The organism is Rhizorhabdus sp., assembly GCF_018006725.1.
Classification (GTDB): Bacteria; Pseudomonadota; Alphaproteobacteria; order Sphingomonadales; family Sphingomonadaceae; genus Rhizorhabdus.
Genome location: NZ_JAGMXV010000099.1, coordinates 1 through 16,787 on the forward strand (window position 1 = coordinate 1; position 16,787 = coordinate 16,787).

General features: G+C 65.2%; 12 protein-coding genes. 5 read left to right on the forward strand and 7 right to left on the reverse strand.

Annotated elements, in window-relative coordinates; translation table 11 throughout:
* A partial coding sequence (gene hflX / locus KAY22_RS14450; RefSeq protein WP_296624127.1) for a GTPase HflX occupies positions 1–1,169 on the forward strand: 1,169 nt, incomplete at its 5' end.
* A gap of 5 nt (positions 1,170–1,174) precedes the next feature.
* On the opposite strand, the gene mazG is transcribed toward hflX, so the two are convergent.
* Positions 1,175–1,915 carry a nucleoside triphosphate pyrophosphohydrolase gene (gene mazG, locus KAY22_RS14455; protein ID WP_296624128.1) on the reverse strand — a complete coding sequence of 247 codons (741 nt, stop codon included), beginning with the start codon at positions 1,913–1,915 and terminating at the stop codon, positions 1,175–1,177.
* Between the two features lie 5 nt (positions 1,916–1,920).
* Complete coding sequence (locus KAY22_RS14460) at positions 1,921–2,811, reverse strand: LysR family transcriptional regulator (protein ID WP_296624138.1); 891 nt, start codon at positions 2,809–2,811, stop codon at positions 1,921–1,923.
* 86 nt (positions 2,812–2,897) lie between these two features.
* Here KAY22_RS14460 and KAY22_RS14465 point away from each other — a divergent pair, with 86 nt between their 5' ends.
* Together KAY22_RS14465 and KAY22_RS14470 are read left to right on the forward strand one after the other, a co-directional pair.
* Complete coding sequence (locus KAY22_RS14465; protein WP_296624129.1) at positions 2,898–4,379, forward strand: hypothetical protein; 1,482 nt, start codon at positions 2,898–2,900, stop codon at positions 4,377–4,379.
* Entirely contained in the window at positions 4,376–5,350 is a 975-nt protein-coding gene (locus tag KAY22_RS14470; RefSeq protein ID WP_296624130.1) for a glycosyltransferase family 2 protein, read from the forward strand. Before KAY22_RS14465 ends, KAY22_RS14470 begins: the two co-directional genes overlap by 4 nt.
* Positions 5,351–5,363: 13 nt before the next feature.
* Here the strand turns inward: KAY22_RS14470 and KAY22_RS14475 are convergent, their stop codons facing one another.
* Entirely contained in the window at positions 5,364–6,368 is a 1,005-nt protein-coding gene (locus KAY22_RS14475; protein WP_296624131.1) for an iron ABC transporter permease, read from the reverse strand.
* Between the two features lie 44 nt (positions 6,369–6,412).
* Here KAY22_RS14475 and KAY22_RS14480 point away from each other — a divergent pair, with 44 nt between their 5' ends.
* Entirely contained in the window at positions 6,413–7,294 is an 882-nt protein-coding gene (locus tag KAY22_RS14480; protein ID WP_296624132.1) for an ABC transporter substrate-binding protein, read from the forward strand.
* On the opposite strand, the gene KAY22_RS14485 is transcribed toward KAY22_RS14480, so the two are convergent.
* On the reverse strand, positions 7,282–7,995 hold the full coding sequence (locus tag KAY22_RS14485) for a hypothetical protein (RefSeq protein WP_296624133.1): 714 nt from the start codon (positions 7,993–7,995) through the stop codon (positions 7,282–7,284). The genes KAY22_RS14480 and KAY22_RS14485 overlap by 13 nt on opposite strands.
* 12 nt (positions 7,996–8,007) lie before the next feature.
* Positions 8,008–9,195: a toxic anion resistance protein gene (locus KAY22_RS14490; protein ID WP_296624134.1), complete on the reverse strand. Its 1,188-nt coding sequence runs from the start codon at positions 9,193–9,195 to the stop codon at positions 8,008–8,010.
* A 357-nt stretch (positions 9,196–9,552) separates the two neighbouring features.
* Here KAY22_RS14490 and typA point away from each other — a divergent pair, with 357 nt between their 5' ends.
* A complete protein-coding gene (gene typA / locus KAY22_RS14495; RefSeq protein WP_296624135.1) occupies positions 9,553–11,373 on the forward strand; it encodes a translational GTPase TypA in 1,821 nt (606 codons plus the stop codon).
* A gap of 87 nt (positions 11,374–11,460) precedes the next feature.
* Here the strand turns inward: typA and KAY22_RS14500 are convergent, their stop codons facing one another.
* Positions 11,461–12,897 (reverse strand): glutamate synthase subunit beta, encoded by a 1,437-nt coding sequence (locus KAY22_RS14500; RefSeq protein ID WP_296624136.1) that lies wholly within the window; start codon positions 12,895–12,897, stop codon positions 11,461–11,463.
* 13 nt (positions 12,898–12,910) lie between these two features.
* A partial coding sequence (gene gltB, locus KAY22_RS14505; RefSeq protein ID WP_296624137.1) for a glutamate synthase large subunit occupies positions 12,911–16,787 on the reverse strand: 3,877 nt, incomplete at its 5' end.

The window sequence follows — 16,787 nt, forward strand, 5'->3', positions numbered from 1 at the left end:
GCGCAGGCGGAAGGCTTGCCTTCCGCCTGCGCGACCCGAAGCCGGCGACGCTGTTCGGTTCGGGCCAGGTCGAGCAGATCGCGCTGGCGATCCGGCAGGACGAGGCGGAACTTCTCGTCGTCGACGCCGCGCTGACCCCGATCCAGCAGCGCAATCTGGAAAAGGCGATCGAGGCCAAGGTCATCGACCGCACCGGGTTGATCCTCGAAATCTTCGGCGAACGCGCGGCGACCGCCGAGGGGCGTCTCCAGGTCGAGCTCGCCCATCTCGATTATCAGGCCGGACGCCTCGTGCGCAGCTGGACCCACCTCGAACGCCAGCGCGGCGGCTTCGGCTTCCTCGGCGGTCCCGGCGAAACCCAGATCGAAGCCGACCGGCGGCTGATCCGCGACCGCATGGCGAAGCTGCGGCGGGAGCTGGAACAGGTTCGCCGAACGCGCGGGCTGCACCGCGCCCGGCGTCAGCGCGCCCCCTGGCCGGTCATCGCGCTCGTCGGCTATACCAATGCCGGCAAGTCGACGTTGTTCAACCGCATGACCGGTGCCAAGGTGATGGCCGAGGATCTGCTGTTCGCGACGCTCGATCCGACGATGCGGCAGATTTCGCTGCCGGGGCTCGACAAGGCGATCCTGTCAGACACGGTGGGGTTCGTCTCCGACCTGCCGACCCAACTCGTTGCGGCCTTCCGTGCCACGCTTGAAGAGGTCACCGGCGCCGACATCATCCTCCATGTCCGCGACATCGCCCATCCCGACAGTGACGCGCAGGCCGCCGATGTGCTGACGGTGCTGGGCGAAATCGGCGTTGGTCCGCGCGCACCGGATGCGGAAGCCGGCGAGGGCGCGCCGATCCTGGAGGTCTGGAACAAGATCGACATGCTCGACGAGGAGGCCCGATCGGCGATCGAGGCCGAAGCGAGCCGGCGCGAGGATGTCATTACCTTGTCAGCCCTGCAGGGCGACGGGGTCGAGCAGTTGCGCCGGATCGTGTCCGACAGGCTGTCGGTCGGCAATCGTGTCCGCACGCTTGCGGTTCCGATCGGCGATGGGGCCGCGATTGCCTGGCTGCATGCCCATGGCGAAGTGGTGGGACAGGAGGTCGATGGCGACCGGATGGTCCTGGAAGTCCGGCTGTCCGATGCCGATCTGGCGCGCTTCGAGGCGCGCTGAGGCTTTCAGCTGCGTTCGGCCTGCTTGGCCTGCACCCAGAGCGCTTCCTGCGCGTCCAGATCGAGATTTGGGAAGGCGTCGCCCGCGATTTCTTCCATAGCTCGAAAGCGCCGTTCGAACTTGCCATTGGCGGCGCGCAGCGCGGCTTCGGGATCGATGCCGAGCTTGCGCGACCAATTGACCACCGCAAACAGCAGGTCGCCCATCTCCTCGAAGCGATGGGCGTGGTCGTGGGCTGCGAGAACCTCCGCCATCTCCTCGTCGATCTTCTCCCGGGCGCTTTCGGCCTCGGGCCAGTCGAAGCCGGTCCGCGCCGCGCGCTTCTGCAGCTTTTCCGCGCGGAGCAGGGCAGGGAGGGCGGCGGTGACGCCCGCCAGGGCGCTGCCGTCCTCCGACTTTCCGGCCCGTTCGCTGGCCTTGATCTCTTCCCAGCCCGGGCTTTCTCCGTCGCCGAAGACGTGCGGATGCCGACGGATCATCTTGGCGCAGATCGAATCAAGCACGTCGCGCAGGTCGAAATGGCCTTTTTCCTCGGCCATCCGGGCGTGGAAAACGACCTGCAATTGCAGGTCGCCTAGCTCGTCGCGTAGCGCATCCATATCGCCGCGCTCGATCGCGTCGGCAACCTCATAGGCCTCCTCGATCGTATAGGGCGCGATCGTCGCGAAATCCTGCTGGACGTCCCAGGGGCAGCCCGTTTCGGGATCACGGAGGCGGGCCATGATGGCGTGAAGCTTTTCGATCATCGCGATCACCTATCCCAGGGCGGCTGTGGCGAGAAGATAGCGCGGACGTGGCGGATGAATGCGCTCGCATTGGGCGTATCGCGCGCGCCGCGCGGTTGAACCGCATAGATGGCGACGTCGGTCGCCCCGCGATAGGTGTCGAGCACCCGTATCAGCCGCCCGTCGCGTAATGCCGGTCCAACATCCCAGGTCGACCGCAGGGCGATGCCCAGCCCGGCCAGAGCCAGATCACGCGCGACCTCGCTCGAATTGGTCCGCACGGCGCTTTGCCCGTCGACCGTGACGGGACCATCCGGTCCTTCGAGGCGCCAGGGCAGTTGATGATCGGCGGCGAGCAGGCGATGCGCGTTCAGCTCGTCGAGGCTGGCCGGGGCTCCATGCGCCGAGAGATAGGCGGGCGATGCGCAGAGGATCCGATGATTTTCGGCGAGCAGACTGGCGTCGAGCGACTTGGCGGGCGGCGGTGAGATGCGGATTGCGACGTCGATCCGCTCGCCGAGCAGGTCGACGAAGCCGTCGTCGAGATCGATCGCCAGCTCGATCCGGGGGTGGAGGTCGAGAAAGCTCTTGAGATGGGGAACGACGTGGAGCCGTCCGAAGGACGTCGGGGCGGACACGCGCAGAGGCCCGGCGGGCTGCCCTATGCGCCCCGCCACGCGGGCCTCGGCGGCGCGGGTTGCCTCGACGATCCGGCGGACATCCTCGTAGAAGGTCTGGCCGACCTCGGTCACCAGCAGGCGCCGGGTGGTGCGATGGACGAGTTGTGCGCCGAGCCGGGCTTCGAGCCGCGCCAGCCGCTTCGACACCATTGCCGGCGATATGCGCAGCCGCCGGCCGGCAGCCGCGAGACTTCCGGCGTCGATGATCTCGACGAACAGGTCATAATCCTCGTGCATCGCTTCATGCTGCCCCAACATCGGTTGCAAAGCCATGGCCGATCGCGGATGAGGGCGCGGGTAGTGGCGGGGCTTCGGGGGCAGGGATGATTCAGCGCTGGCTGTTGCACGTCGCCTGTCTGTGCGCGCTCGCCTGGCCTGCCTTTCTCAACGGCCAGCCTTTCTTCTTCCCCGATACGACATCCTATGTGCGGGCAGCGGACAGCGCCGCCTACATTTTTTCGGGTCATCGCATCTCGACCGAGTGGACCGAACATTATCGGCACGCGCTCGAGCCGGCCGCAAAGCACGTCGCCGCGCGCGGCCATGTTGCCGCCCATGGCAATGATATCGCCAGCCAGAGCATCATGGCGGGTCGATCGCCCTATTTCGGGGCTCTGCTGTGGATGACCTTCTTGTTCGGCAGCTTCTGGCTGTTCGTGATCGCGCAAGCGTTGGCGGCCTATTGGCTGGTTCATCTCACGCTGCGGATGTTCGGTGTGGCGAGCCGGCAGGCGATCGTTGCGGTTGTTTCGCTGCTTGCGCTGGGCACTTCGCTACCCTTTTTCGTCGGGTTGCTGATGCCCGATCTTCTGGCCGGACTGGGCATGCTCGCCTTTCTCCTGCTGGTGATCGACAGGGGCCGGATGGCGCGATGGGAGCGGATCGGCGTCGCTGCGCTGTTGCTGCTGTCGCTGCTCTCGCACCTGACCCACATCGTTGCGATCGGGGCGATGCTCGCCCTGCTGCCGGTTGGTATGCGGTTGGGCGGTCGGCCCTGGTCGGAATGGCGCGGCACTTTCCTGACGACCTTGACGCTATTGGCGGTAGGGCTCTCTTCGGTGGTGGCGACAGGCGTGGTCGTGGAGCAGGTGTTCGGGCGCAAGCCCTTGCTGGTTCCGCTGCTGACCGCGCGCTTCATGGCCGATGGACCGGGGCTTGCCTATCTGCGCGATCATTGCGATCGGCCGACCTTCGCTGCATGCGCATGGAAGGACCGCTCGTCGATCGCCGCCGGAGAGTTTCTCTGGTCGCTCGATCCGGCGCGGGGCGGCTATATGTTCGCCGATGCGCAGACGCGGCGCGCCATGTCTGATCAGGATACCGCCTTCGCGCTTGCAGTTCTCGCCGAGCATCCGATCGCGCAGGGGGGACGCGTCGGCTACAATGCGATGCGACAGATGCTGCAGTTCGAGGTCGATATCCTTAACTATCATTGTGCGCCCGGCGATCGCTGCTGGCGCTCGCTGCCGCCCCGCCAGCGCGCAGCGCTTCTATCCTCGCTGGGTGGACGCAACCTCTGGCCCCAGATGCTGGTAGCGAGGCTCCAGCAGGCGATCGTTGCTGCATCGGTGCTGCTGCTGCTCATTTGGTCGGTGCGGGGCAGATCGTCGACGCAGGCCGATCGGGATCTTCTGCTCTGGATCGGCCTGTTCGGCATAGGGGCCCTCGTCAATGCGTTGCTGGGCGGCGGCGTGTCTGAGCCGCAGCCTCGCTATCAGGCGCGGATCATATGGTTGCTGCCGCTGATGGCCTCGATCGCTGCGCTCCTGTGGCTTCGCATTCGCGTCGGCAAGAAGCACGGATGACAAGCGACCGGCCGACCTTTATCAACGCCGGCATGAAGCCCGATATCGCCGTCATCCTGCCCTGCTACAATGAGGAAGCGGCGATCGGCGCGACCATCGCCGGCTTCCGCGCCGCGCTGCCAGACGCGCGCATCTATGTCTTCGACAACAACAGCCGCGACCGCACGGTCGAGGTCGCCCGCGCCGCCGGGGCGATCGTCCGGACCGAGCGGATGCAGGGCAAGGGGCATGTCGTCCGGCGGATGTTCTCCGATGTCGAGGCCGACATCTATGTGATGGCCGATGGCGATGCGACCTATGATGCGGCGGCGGCTCCCGAACTGATCCGCATGATGCTGGCCGAGCGGCTCGACATGGTGGTCGGCGCGCGCAAGTCGGAGGTCGAGGAGGCCTATCGGCGCGGTCACCGTTTCGGTAACAAGATGCTCACCGGGATATTGGCGCGCCTGTTCGGGCGGAGCTTCTCCGACATATTGTCCGGCTACCGCGTCTTCTCCCGGCGCTTCGTGAAGAGCTTTCCGGTGCTGTCGGCCGGTTTCGAGATCGAGACCGAGATCAGCATTCACGCGCTCGAACTGCAGATGCCGGTCGGCGAGGTCGTGACCCATTATGGCGCGCGGCCGGAAGGGTCGATGTCGAAGCTGTCCACCTATCGCGACGGTTTCCGCATTCTCTGGACGATCATGACGCTGTTTCGGATCGAAAAGCCCGTTCTGTTCTTCGGCGCGATCGGTGGGCTGTTCGCGCTGCTCGCGATCCTGCTCGCGGTGCCGCTGGGGCTGACCTATCTCGAAACCGGGCTCGTTCCGCGGCTTCCCACCGCTTTGCTGGTCACGGGTCTGATGATTCTCGCCTTCTTCAATCTCTACACCGGCCTAATCCTGGCGACGGTGGTGCGCGGGCGGCGCGAGGTCCGACGGCTAGCCTATCTGGCCCACCCGGCGCCGGGCGATCAGGACCGCGCAGGCTAGTCTTGCCCGGCCGTCACCAGAGGCGGCGTTCGCGGGCCAGGTGATAGACGAAGATCGGCACGCCGAGCAGCGCGGTCAGGACGCCTAGGCGCAGTTCGATATCGGACGTCGGGATCAGCCGCACGGCGATGTCGGCGGCACAGAGGAGCGCGCCTCCTCCCAGTGCCGAGGGCAGCAGCAGCGATGATGGCGCGCGGTCGGTGAAGGGGCGCAGCAGATGCGGTACGATCAGCCCGACAAAGCCGATTGCACCAGAGACGGCTACAGCGGCCCCCACGCCGATGGCGATGCCCAGCATCAGCCTCAGCCGAACAGCCGAGAGGTTTACGCCGAGCGTCTGTGCCGCGTCCTCGCCCAGCGTCAGCGCATCGAGTGCGCGGGCGTCGCGGAACAGCAGCAGCATCGCTGGCAGGATGCAGGGCAGAGCGATCCAGACATGGGTGAAGGAGCGATCCTCGAGCGACCCCATCAGCCAGCTCATGATCTCCATGCCGGCGAAGGGATTGGGCGCCAGATTGAGCGCCAGGCTGATGCCTGCACCGGCGGCGGTGCCTACCGCGATCCCTGCGAGAATGAGCGACAGCGGGCTTTCCGCCTTCCGCGCCAGCAGCAGAAGCGGGGCGAGTCCGATCAGGGCGCCGGCTATGGCGAGCAGCGGCAGCAGTGCTGGCTGTGCTTGCGACAGGCCGAAATAGAGGGCGATCACGGCGCCCAGCGCAGCGGCGTTGGAGGTGCCCAGGATCGAAGGCTCAGCGAGCGGATTGCGCAGATAGCCCTGCAGCACTGCGCCCGCGAGGCCCAGCATCGCACCGACCAACAGGCCGAGCAGGGCACGCGGCAGGCGCAAATCGAACAAGATGTCGCGCAACAGCGGATCGCCCGTGCCGGTGACGATTCCCGCAAGCTCGCGTGGCCCATAGCCGGTCGGACCGGTCAGCAGCGATCCGGCCGCCAGTAGCAGGGCGAGGATCGCCAGAGACGCGATCAGCAGCGCACGGGGCGGGGGAGACGGGACCATGGGGTCGGCTTGACCGCAGACGCGCCTTGCTTTCAAGAGGGTTCATGCGCCGCCCCGTGAAGAGCCTGATTTTCGCGCTGGCGGCAATGATCCCAGCCGTCCTCTCGGCTGCTACCCAAGGGCCTCTATCCGCTTCGCCGCCCAGGCGGATCGTGTCGCTGAGCCTGTGCGCGGATCAATATCTCGTTCTTCTTGCCGATCCGGGCCAGATCGTGGCGCTCAACCGCTTCTCGCAGGATCGTGGCATGTCCTGGGCCTATGAGCGGGCGAAGCGTTTCCGTGTGACGCGGGGTAGCGCCGAGGAGTTGATGACGCTTAGGCCTGACCTCGTCTTCACGTCGGGCTTCGGGACCCCGACCGCGCTGGAGGTGCTGCGCCGTCGGCACATCCCGACCGTCGAACTTGAGCGTGCCGAGGATTATACCGTAATCGAACGCTCGGTGCGTCGGGTCGCGACAGCGGTCGGCCATCCAGAACGGGGCGAGGCCCTGATAAAGACGATGCGCGCGCGGCTGGCCGCTCTCGGGGCTCCCCCCGGACGCGGACGGGTGGCGGCCTATTATCAGCGGCGCGGCTATCTGACCGGGCAGGGCACGTTGATCGACGAGATGATGCGCCGTGCCGGGCTCGTCAATCTCGCCCGGCGCCTCGGCCGACCGATGCTGTCCTATCTGTCGATCGAGCAGATGGCACGGGCGCGGCCGGACTTTCTGCTGGTCGAGCAGAAGGGCGTCGTCCGCGACCGGGGGACCGAGATGCTCGAACACCCGCTGTTGCGGCGGGTGGTTCCGGACAGCCGCCGGATCCTGCTGCCCGAGGCACTAACCACCTGCGCCGGCCCGAGCTACCCCGATGCCATGACGGCGCTTTATCGGGGGATAAGGCAGGCCGATCGGCTCGCCGGGCAGTCAACTCAGTCGCGCTGATCCTCGGCACCGCGATATTTGAGTTCGAGATAGCGACCCTGTGTCGCCAGCTTGTCGAGATCGCCGCTCACGAGTTGCTCGCCCATCCGGCGCAGCTCGTCGTCGACGACCTTGAGCCCCTCGACCAGTTGGCGATCAGGTGAGCTGCCATTGCGCTCGGCCCGGCGCATTCCCTCGGGGACCTGCTTATAGCCCTCGACCAGTTCGGGCAGTTCCTCCGCCATCAGCTTGCGGAACTCATGAGCGGCGGGTTCGCGCGGGTCGAGCTTTGCCAGCTGCGGGCCCAGCGCCTCCAGCTTGATGCCGATCTCGTCTGCGAGCCGTTGCGCTGGAGCGGGGAGGGCAAGGCGTTGAGCCTCCAGCCAGCGTTCGGTCTGGGAAGGGAGCAGAGGCAGGTCGCTCTTCGCCATCTGCTGCGGCGTCGGTTCGGGCGCCTGTGGCCAGCCAAGTATGCCGAAGAAGACGATCGCCATGGCGATCAGCATGAGGAAGAATCCCCAGATGCCGAGCGGCGTGACGAAGGCGCCGATCATCCCGCCGGCAAGGGCGACGCCCAGCACAGCAAAGAAGGCGAGGCGCAGGCGTCGGAAGAAGCCCACGACACGGCGTCGGTGCGCCTTGATCGCGCGTGGCGAGGTGCGCGACCGGATACGATCCAGCACCTCCTCGGCGCGATCCATCGCAGCGCGGCTGTCGACCATCTCCTGTTTGTCCTATTCCAGCGCCTTGAACGGCTCGGTCTGCCCCTGGGCGGCACCCTCGGCGCGGGCGATATAGCCCTTCGACTTCTCGACCTCGCTGGTCAGCACGTTGACCGTCTGCTTCATCGAAGACAGCGCCTCCACTTTGAAGCGGTCGATCGTGTCCATCGTGTCGTAGATGTTCTGGAAGGCGCGCTGCAGAGTCTCGATCGGGATCGTCGACGAAGCTGCCTGCTTGTGGATTTCGGCCGTCTGGTTCTTCAGCATAGTGCCGGTTGATTCGATCATGTTCGCCGTCGTCGTGTTGAGCGCGGTGATCTGCTCCAGCACCAGCTTCTGGTTGGTCAGCGCCTGCGCGACGGTGACGGCAGTGCGCAAGGCGGACACGGTCGTCGTGGAGGCGCGGTCGACTCCCTTCACCAGTTCGACATTGTTCTTCTTGACGAGATCGAGTGCAAGATAACCCTGCACCGTCACGGCCATCTGGGTCAGCAGGTCCTGCGTGCGCTGGCGGACATAGAACAGCGCGGTTTCCCGTATTGCCTTGGCCTTTTCGGGATCGCTGCTGTCGAGTTCGAGCGCCTTCTGCTCCAGTCGCTCGTCGAGCGTCTTCGACAGGTGGATCATCTGCTCGAGCCGCCCCATGGCTGCCCAGAGATTCTGCCGCTCGACGTCGATCGCGGCATTGTCCTTGATCAGTTCGTCCTTGCCAGAGGCGAGGCTGTTCAGGATCGAGGAGATATGGCTCTGCGCAGAGCGATAGCTGTCGAAATAGTCGCGCATCCGGTCGCCCCAGGGGATGATCCCGAACAGCTTCTTGCGTGTGAAGAGATTGTCGCGCTTGCCCGGGTCGAGATCCTCGACCGTGCGTCGCAGCTCCGCGAGGTTGGCGCCGACGCCATTGTCCGCATCGATCGCCTTGACCGGGCGGTCGAGAAATCTGTTCGACTGGCCAGCGGCTTCGGCAATTTCGCGCCGGCCCATATTGCTGATCGAATCCACGCGCTTGCCGAATTCGGGGCTGTTGACGTCCTGGGCGACCAGCTCCGCGACGAAGGCGTCGACCTTCTCTTCGAGCTGCGAGCGCTGCTCGTCGCGCAGGGGAACGAGCCCGGCAGCCTTCTCCGGCGCAAGCGCCTTCACCGGTGCAGGCGGCTGCAGCACCAGATCCGGTTGCTCTGTCGTCGTCGTGCTGGCCATTGCCGGCGTCTCCCTCGTGCTTTGCTAAGCGCAAAGATGGCCGCATGAGGTGCATTATTCAAGCGATACGGCGGACAGTCGCGGATAACCTCGACGCAACCGATGAATGCACAAAATGCAATTGCTATTGACGCATTCGCATTTGTCGAATCACTGCTCTGCGCGCAGAAGAGACGGGCCTTTCAGGCATCCTCTCCTAATGACTTCGGGCTGGTTCGTTCGGACCGGCCCTTTTTTTTCCGTCGCAGGGCGCGTTTGGCTCTTCTGCGCGAAGTGCGGGCGATACGCTGCCCTTGTTGCATCGCGACATTTCCGCTATGCGCGCGGCAAATCCCTCCTATCAGGACTTTTACGACCATGAGCCTCCGCAACGTGGCGATCATTGCGCACGTCGATCACGGCAAGACCACGCTGGTTGACCAGCTGTTCCGCCAGTCCGGCACCTTCCGTGAAAACCAGCGCGTCGAAGAGCGTGCGATGGACTCGAACGACCTCGAAAAGGAACGTGGCATCACGATCCTGGCGAAGTGCACCTCGGTCGACTGGGAAGGCACGCGCATCAATATCGTCGATACGCCCGGCCACGCCGACTTCGGTGGTGAGGTGGAGCGCATCCTGTCGATGGTCGACGGCGTCATCCTGCTGGTGGACTCGTCCGAAGGTGCAATGCCGCAGACCAAGTTCGTGACCGGCAAGGCGCTGGCCCTCGGCCTGCGTCCCATCGTCGTCGTGAACAAGATCGATCGCCCGGACTCGCGCGTCGAAGAGGTGCTGAACGAGGTGTTCGACCTGTTCGTCAGCCTCGATGCGACCGACGAGCAGCTCGATTTCCCGGTTCTCTACGCCTCTGGGCGCAACGGCTATGCGAGCGAGGACGCCCAGGCGCGCGAGGGTACGCTGCGCCCGCTGTTCCAGCGGATCGTCGATCATGTTCCGGCGCCGCAGCTCGATCTCGACGCGCCGTTCAGCTTCCTCGTGACGCTGCTCGACCGCGACAATTTCCTCGGCCGTATCCTGACCGGCCGCGTCAACAGCGGCACGGTGAAGCTCAATCAGCCGATCCACGCCCTCGATGTCGACGGCAAGATCATCGAGACCGGTCGCGCGACCAAGCTGATGTCCTTCCAGGGCCTCGAGCGCGTGCCCGTCGAGGAGGCCAAGGCCGGCGATATCATCTGCATGGCCGGCCTGACGGTCGCGACCGTGGCGAACACCATCGCCGATCCTTCGGTGTCCGTGCCGATCAAGGCGCAGCCGATCGATCCGCCCACGCTGTCGATGACCTTCGCGGTGAACGACAGCCCCATGGCGGGCCGTGAAGGCACGAAGGTGACGAGCCGCATGATCCGCGACCGTCTGTTCCGCGAAGCCGAGTCCAACGTGGCGATCAAGGTGACCGAGAGCGCCGGCAAGGACAGCTTCGACGTCGCCGGCCGTGGCGAGCTTCAGCTCGGCGTGTTGATCGAGACGATGCGCCGCGAGGGCTTCGAGCTCGGGATCAGCCGTCCGCGCGTGCTGTTCCGCGAGAATGAGCAGGGCGGCAAGGAAGAGCCGTACGAGACCGTCGTCATCGACGTCGACGAGGAATATTCGGGCACGGTCGTCGAGAAGATGAACCTCCGCAAGGCCGAGATGACCGACATGCGTCCGTCGGGCGGCGGCAAGACCCGCATCACCTTCTCGGCGCCGTCGCGCGGTCTGATCGGCTATCATGGCGAGTTCCTGTCGGACACCCGCGGTACCGGGATCATGAATCGCCTCTTCGAGAAGTACGGCCCCCACAAGGGCAACATCGAAGGCCGCAAGAACGGCGTGCTGATCTCGAACGGTGCGGGCGAAGCGAACAGCTACGCCCTCGGCCCGCTCGAAGAGCGCGGCATCCTCTTCGTCGGCCATGGCGAGGCTCTCTATGAGGGCATGATCGTCGGCGAGAACGCCAAGACCGACGATCTCGAAGTCAACCCGATGAAGGCGAAGCAGCTCACCAACTTCCGCGCTTCGGGCGGCAAGGACGATGCGATCCGCCTGACGCCGCCGAAGAAGATGACGCTGGAGCAGGCGATCGCCTATATCGACGACGACGAGCTGGTCGAAGTGACCCCCAAGTCGATCCGTCTGCGCAAGCGGCACCTCGACCCGCACGAGCGCAAGCGCGCGAGCCGGGCCAAGGCGGCCTGAGGCCTCTACAGCCAGAAGAAAAGGGGCGCCGGTCGATCCGGCGCCCCTTTTTTTATGTCGTAGCCCTTCGATCGAAGGGGCTGTTCGTCAGCGCGGCAGTTCGGTCGTGCCCATCAGGTGCAGATCGACCGCGCGAGCGCACTGGCGGCCCTCGCGGATCGCCCAGACGATCAGGCTCTGGCCGCGGCGCATGTCGCCGCAGGCGAAGATGCCGTCCTGGCTGGTGGCATAGGCGTTGGTGTCCGCCTTCACATTGCCGCGCGTATCGAGTTCGACGCCGGCCTGTTCGATCATCCCGGCGGCATTCGGTCCGACGAAGCCCATGGCGAGCAGGACCAGATCGGCCTGCAGCGTGAATTCGCTGCCCGGAACCTCCTGCATCCGGCCGTCGACCCACTCGACGCGGACGCATTCCAGGCCGGTCAGCTGCCCGTTGGTGCCGATCGCGCGCTTGGTCAGCACCGCCCAGTCGCGCTCGCAGCCTTCTTCATGGCTCGACGAGGTGCGCAGCTTCAGCGGCCAGTTCGGCCAGGTCATCGCCTTGGCTTCCTTTTCGGGAGGCTTGGGCATGATCTCGAGCTGGGTCACCGAGGCGGCGCCCTGGCGGTTCGAGGTGCCGACGCAGTCGGATCCCGTGTCGCCGCCACCGATCACGATGACATGCTTGCCGGTCGCGGTCAGCGTCCCGCGCGGTGCCGCGCGCAACTCGTCGTCGCCCGCCACGCGCTTGTTCTGCTGAGTGAGGAACTCCATCGCATAGCGGACGCCCTGCAGTTCGAATCCCGGTATCTCCAACGGGCGGGGCTTTTCCGCACCGCCCGACAACACGATCGCGTCGTAATTCTCGCGCAGCGAGTCGAGCGAAACCTGCACGCCGACCTCGGTCGAGGTGCGGAAGGTGACGCCTTCGGCCTCCATCTGCACCAGCCGGCGGTTGATGAGATGCTTCTCCATCTTGAAGTCGGGGATGCCGTAACGCAGCAGGCCGCCCATGCGGTCGTTCTTCTCGAACAGGGTGACGCTGTGGCCGGCGCGTGCCAGCTGTTGCGCGCACGCCATGCCGGCCGGTCCCGAGCCGACCACCGCGACCGACTTGCCGGTCTTGCGGGTCGGCAGCTGCGGCCGGATCCAGCCTTCTTCCCATCCGCGATCGACGATCGCGCATTCGATCGACTTGATCGTAACCGGCGTATCCTGAATGTTCAGGGTGCAGGCCGCCTCGCAGGGTGCAGGGCACACGCGACCGGTGAACTCCGGAAAATTATTGGTCGAATGAAGAACTTCGAGTGCGTTCTTCCAGTCTTCTTCGAAGACCAGATGGTTCCAGTCCGGAATGATGTTGTTCACCGGACAGCCATTGTGACAAAACGGAATGCCGCAATTCATGCAGCGCGCCGCCTGATCGCGCAGCTCCTTGTCCGCCAGCGGAACGATGAACTCGTTCCAGTGCTTCAGCCGCTCTTCCGGCTTCGCATAGCTGCGGTCCTTGCGCTCGATTTCCAGAAATCCGGTTGCCTTGCCCATCTTTATTCTCCGGTCATTCGGCAGCGACGTTGGCGGCGGCGAGGCGCTCGGCCTCCAGCTGCTGCAACGCCCGTCGATAGTCGCGCGGCATCACCTTGACGAAGCGCGACAGCGTGTTGTCCCAGTCCTCCAGCAGGGCAGCCGCCTGGGCGCTGCCGGTGTGGAGGTGATGGCGCTCGAGCAGGATGCGGAGCCGTGCCGCGTCATGGCGGAGCATGTCGCCCATGCCATAATCGTGGACGCTGACCGCGCGTTGCTGCGGACGGCCTTCCTCGATATCGGCGTCGGCCGCCGGATCGATTGCGTCGACGTCGACCATCGCCAGGTTGCAACGCTGGCGGAACAGCCCGTCGGCGTCATAGACATAGGCGATGCCGCCCGACATGCCGGCCGCGAAGTTGCGCCCGGTCTGGCCGAGCACGACGACCACGCCGCCCGTCATATATTCGCAGCCATGGTCGCCAGTGCCTTCGACGACGGCGATCGCGCCCGAGTTGCGGACGGCGAAACGCTCACCGGCCACGCCCTGGAAATAGGCCTCGCCCGCGATAGCACCATAAAGCACGGTGTTGCCGACGATGATGTTCTCCAGCGGGTTCCGGTTCACATGCGCCGGCTGGCGCACGATCACCCGTCCGCCCGACAGACCCTTGCCGACATAGTCATTGCCGTCACCGGTCAGTTCGAGCGTCACGCCATGCGCCAGGAAGGCGCCGAAGCTCTGCCCGGCGACACCGGTCAGCCGGATCGTGATCGTGTTTTCGAGCAGGCCATCATGGCCGTAGCGACGGGCCACCTCGCCCGACAGCATGGCGCCGACGGTGCGGTTCACGTTGTACACCGGCCGTTCGATGACGACCGGTTCGCCGCTTTCGAGCGCGGGCGCGGCGGCGGCGATCAGGTCATTGTCGAGCGCGGCGTCGAGGCCGTGGTCCTGGAACTGCGAATGGTGGAGCGTGTTGCCCATCGCCGGCTCGGCCTTGTGCAGAAGACGGCCCAGTTCGACGCCATGCGCCTTCCAGTGGTTCACCGCCTTGCGCATGTCGATCCGGTCGACCCGACCGACCATCTCCTTCAGCGTGCGGAAGCCCATCTCCGCCATGATCTGGCGGAGCTCTTCGGCGACGAAGAAGAAATAGTTGATCACATGCTCTGGCTGGCCGCTGAACCGGGCGCGAAGCACCGGATCCTGGGTAGCGACGCCGACCGGGCAGGTGTTCAGATGGCATTTGCGCATCATGATGCAGCCGGCCGCGATCAGCGGCGCGGTCGCGAAGCCGAACTCGTCCGCCCCGAGTAGCGCGCCGATGGCGACGTCGCGGCCTGTGCGCAGGCCACCGTCGACCTGGACGACGATGCGGCTGCGCAGACCGTTGAGAAGCAGCGTCTGCTGGGTCTCGGCCAGGCCGATCTCCCACGGGCTGCCGGCATGGGTCAGCGAGGTGAGGGGGGAGGCACCCGTGCCACCCTCATAGCCGGAGATCGTCACATGGTCGGCGCGTGCCTTGGAGACGCCAGCGGCAACCGTGCCGACACCGACTTCGGAGACGAGCTTGACCGAGACCCGCGCACCCGGATTGACGTTCTTCAGGTCGTGGATCAGCTGGGCCAGATCCTCGATCGAATAGATGTCGTGGTGCGGGGGCGGCGAGATCAGGCCGACGCCCGGCGTCGAATGGCGGACGCGGGCGATGTTCTTGTCGACCTTGTCGCCGGGCAGCTGGCCGCCTTCGCCGGGCTTTGCGCCCTGCGCCATCTTGATCTGGATGTCGTCGGCGTTGACCAGATATTCCGTCGTCACGCCGAAGCGGCCCGAGGCGACCTGCTTGATCGCCGAGCGCATCGAATCGCCGTTCGGCAACGGCTTGAAGCGGTCGGCTTCTTCGCCGCCTTCGCCGGTGTTCGAACGCCCGCCGATACGGTTCATCGCCAGCGCCAGCGTGGTGTGCGCCTCGCGCGAGATCGAGCCGAAGCTCATCGCGCCGGTCGCGAAACGCTTGACGATTTCCGTGGCGGGCTCGACCTCGTCGATGCTGATCGGCGTGTCCGCCGTCTTGAGCTCCATGAGCCCGCGGATCGTGAGGACGCGTTCATTCTGCTCGTTGATCGAGCGGGCGAACTCGGCATAGCGATCCTGGCTGTTGCCGCGCACCGCATGCTGGAGCGAGGCCACGCTCTCGGGGGTCCAGGCATGCTCCTCGCCGCGGATGCGATAGCCATAGACGCCACCGACATCGAGCATGTTGCGATAGATCGGATTGTCGCCATAGGCGGCCGCGTGACGGCGCACCGTTTCCTCGGCGACTTCCTTGAGGCCGATGCCTTCGATCGTCGTGGCAGTGCCGGTGAAATATTTCTCGATGAACGCCGAGGACAGGCCGACGGCGTCGAAGATCTGCGCGCCGCAATAGCTCTGATAGGTCGAGATGCCCATTTTGGACATGACCTTGAGGATGCCCTTGCCGACCGCCTTGATATAGTTTTTCTGAACCTCGTAGCTGCTCAGTTCGAGACCCTGGCGGACGCGGATCTCTTCGAGCGTGTCGAAGGCGAGATAGGGATTGACCGCTTCGGCGCCATAGCCCGCGAGCACGCAGAAATGATGGACTTCGCGCGCTTCGCCGCTCTCGACCACCAGGCCGGTCTGCATGCGCAGGCCCTGCTTGACCAGATGGTGGTGGACCGCTGCGGTCGCCAGTAGCGACGGCATGGCGATCCGGTCGGGCCCCTGGGCGCGATCGGACAGGATCAGGATATTCTTGTCGGCGAGCACCGCCTCGGTCGCGGCCCAGCACATTTCCTTGACCGCGCTGGCAAGCCCCTCGGCGCCGGCCGAGGCGTCCCAGGTCATGTCGATCGTCTCGGTGCGGAAGGCGCCGTCGAGCTGCGCCTCGGCCGAACGGATGCGGGCGACATCCTCATTGGTCAGGATCGGCTGATCGACCTCCAGGCGGAGGTGGGTACCGGCCTGGCGGCCGAGCAGATTGGGGCGGGGCCCGATCATCGAGACCAGCGACATCACCAGTTCTTCGCGGATCGGGTCGATCGGCGGGTTGGTGACCTGCGCGAAATTCTGCTTGAAATAGTCGTAGAGCAGGCGCGACCGGTTAGACAGCACCGCGATCGGCGTGTCGGTGCCCATCGAGCCGATCGGATCCTCGCCATTGCGAGCCATCGGTTCGAGGAATTTGGCGATATCTTCCTGCGTGTAGCCAAAGGCTTGCTGGCTATCGAGCAATGACTGGGCATCGTTGCGCAGTGGCGGTACGTCACCGATCTCGTCGGCGTCGAGAACTTCGAGATCCTTCAGCTTATACTGCGTTTCTTCAAGCCACTGCGCGTAGGGCGCGGCGGTAGCAAGGCTCGCCTTGATCTCCTCGTCCTCGATGATCCGGCCCTGCTCCATGTCGATCAGAAGCATCTTGCCGGGCTGGAGGCGCCACTTGCGGACGATCTTCTCCTCGGGAATCGGCAGCACGCCCGATTCCGACGCCATGATCACATGATCGTCGTCGGTGACGAGGAAGCGTGCGGGACGCAGGCCGTTACGGTCGAGGGTTGCGCCGATCTGACGGCCATCAGTGAACGCGACGGCGGCAGGGCCGTCCCATGGCTCCATCAGCGCGGCATGATATTCGTAGAAGGCCTTGCGGTCAGGATCCATCAACGGATTGCCGGCCCAGGCCTCCGGGATCAGCATCATCACGGCATGAGCCAGCGAATAGCCACCGGCCACGAGCAGCTCTAGCGCGTTGTCGAGGCAGGCCGTGTCCGACTGGCCATGCGGGATGATCGGCCAGATCTTGTCGAGGTCGGCGCCGATCAGGTCGGATTCCATCGTGCGGCGGCGGGCGTTCATCCAGTTCACATTGCCGCGGACCGTATTGATC

Excerpts from the sequence above, each read along its gene's own strand:
- mazG (WP_296624128.1), bottom strand. The coding sequence starts at position 1,915 with ATGATCGAAAAGCTTCACGCCATCATGGCCCGCCTCCGTGATCCCGAA.
- KAY22_RS14485 (WP_296624133.1), bottom strand. The coding sequence starts at position 7,995 with ATGGTCGACAGCCGCGCTGCGATGGATCGCGCCGAGGAGGTGCTGGAT.
- KAY22_RS14460 (WP_296624138.1), bottom strand. The coding sequence starts at position 2,811 with ATGCACGAGGATTATGACCTGTTCGTCGAGATCATCGACGCCGGAAGT.
- KAY22_RS14490 (WP_296624134.1), bottom strand. The coding sequence starts at position 9,195 with ATGGCCAGCACGACGACGACAGAGCAACCGGATCTGGTGCTGCAGCCG.
- KAY22_RS14480 (WP_296624132.1), top strand. The coding sequence starts at position 6,413 with ATGCGCCGCCCCGTGAAGAGCCTGATTTTCGCGCTGGCGGCAATGATC.
- KAY22_RS14475 (WP_296624131.1), bottom strand. The coding sequence starts at position 6,368 with ATGGTCCCGTCTCCCCCGCCCCGTGCGCTGCTGATCGCGTCTCTGGCG.
- KAY22_RS14470 (WP_296624130.1), top strand. The coding sequence starts at position 4,376 with ATGACAAGCGACCGGCCGACCTTTATCAACGCCGGCATGAAGCCCGAT.
- typA (WP_296624135.1), top strand. The coding sequence starts at position 9,553 with ATGAGCCTCCGCAACGTGGCGATCATTGCGCACGTCGATCACGGCAAG.
- KAY22_RS14500 (WP_296624136.1), bottom strand. The coding sequence starts at position 12,897 with ATGGGCAAGGCAACCGGATTTCTGGAAATCGAGCGCAAGGACCGCAGC.
- KAY22_RS14465 (WP_296624129.1), top strand. The coding sequence starts at position 2,898 with ATGATTCAGCGCTGGCTGTTGCACGTCGCCTGTCTGTGCGCGCTCGCC.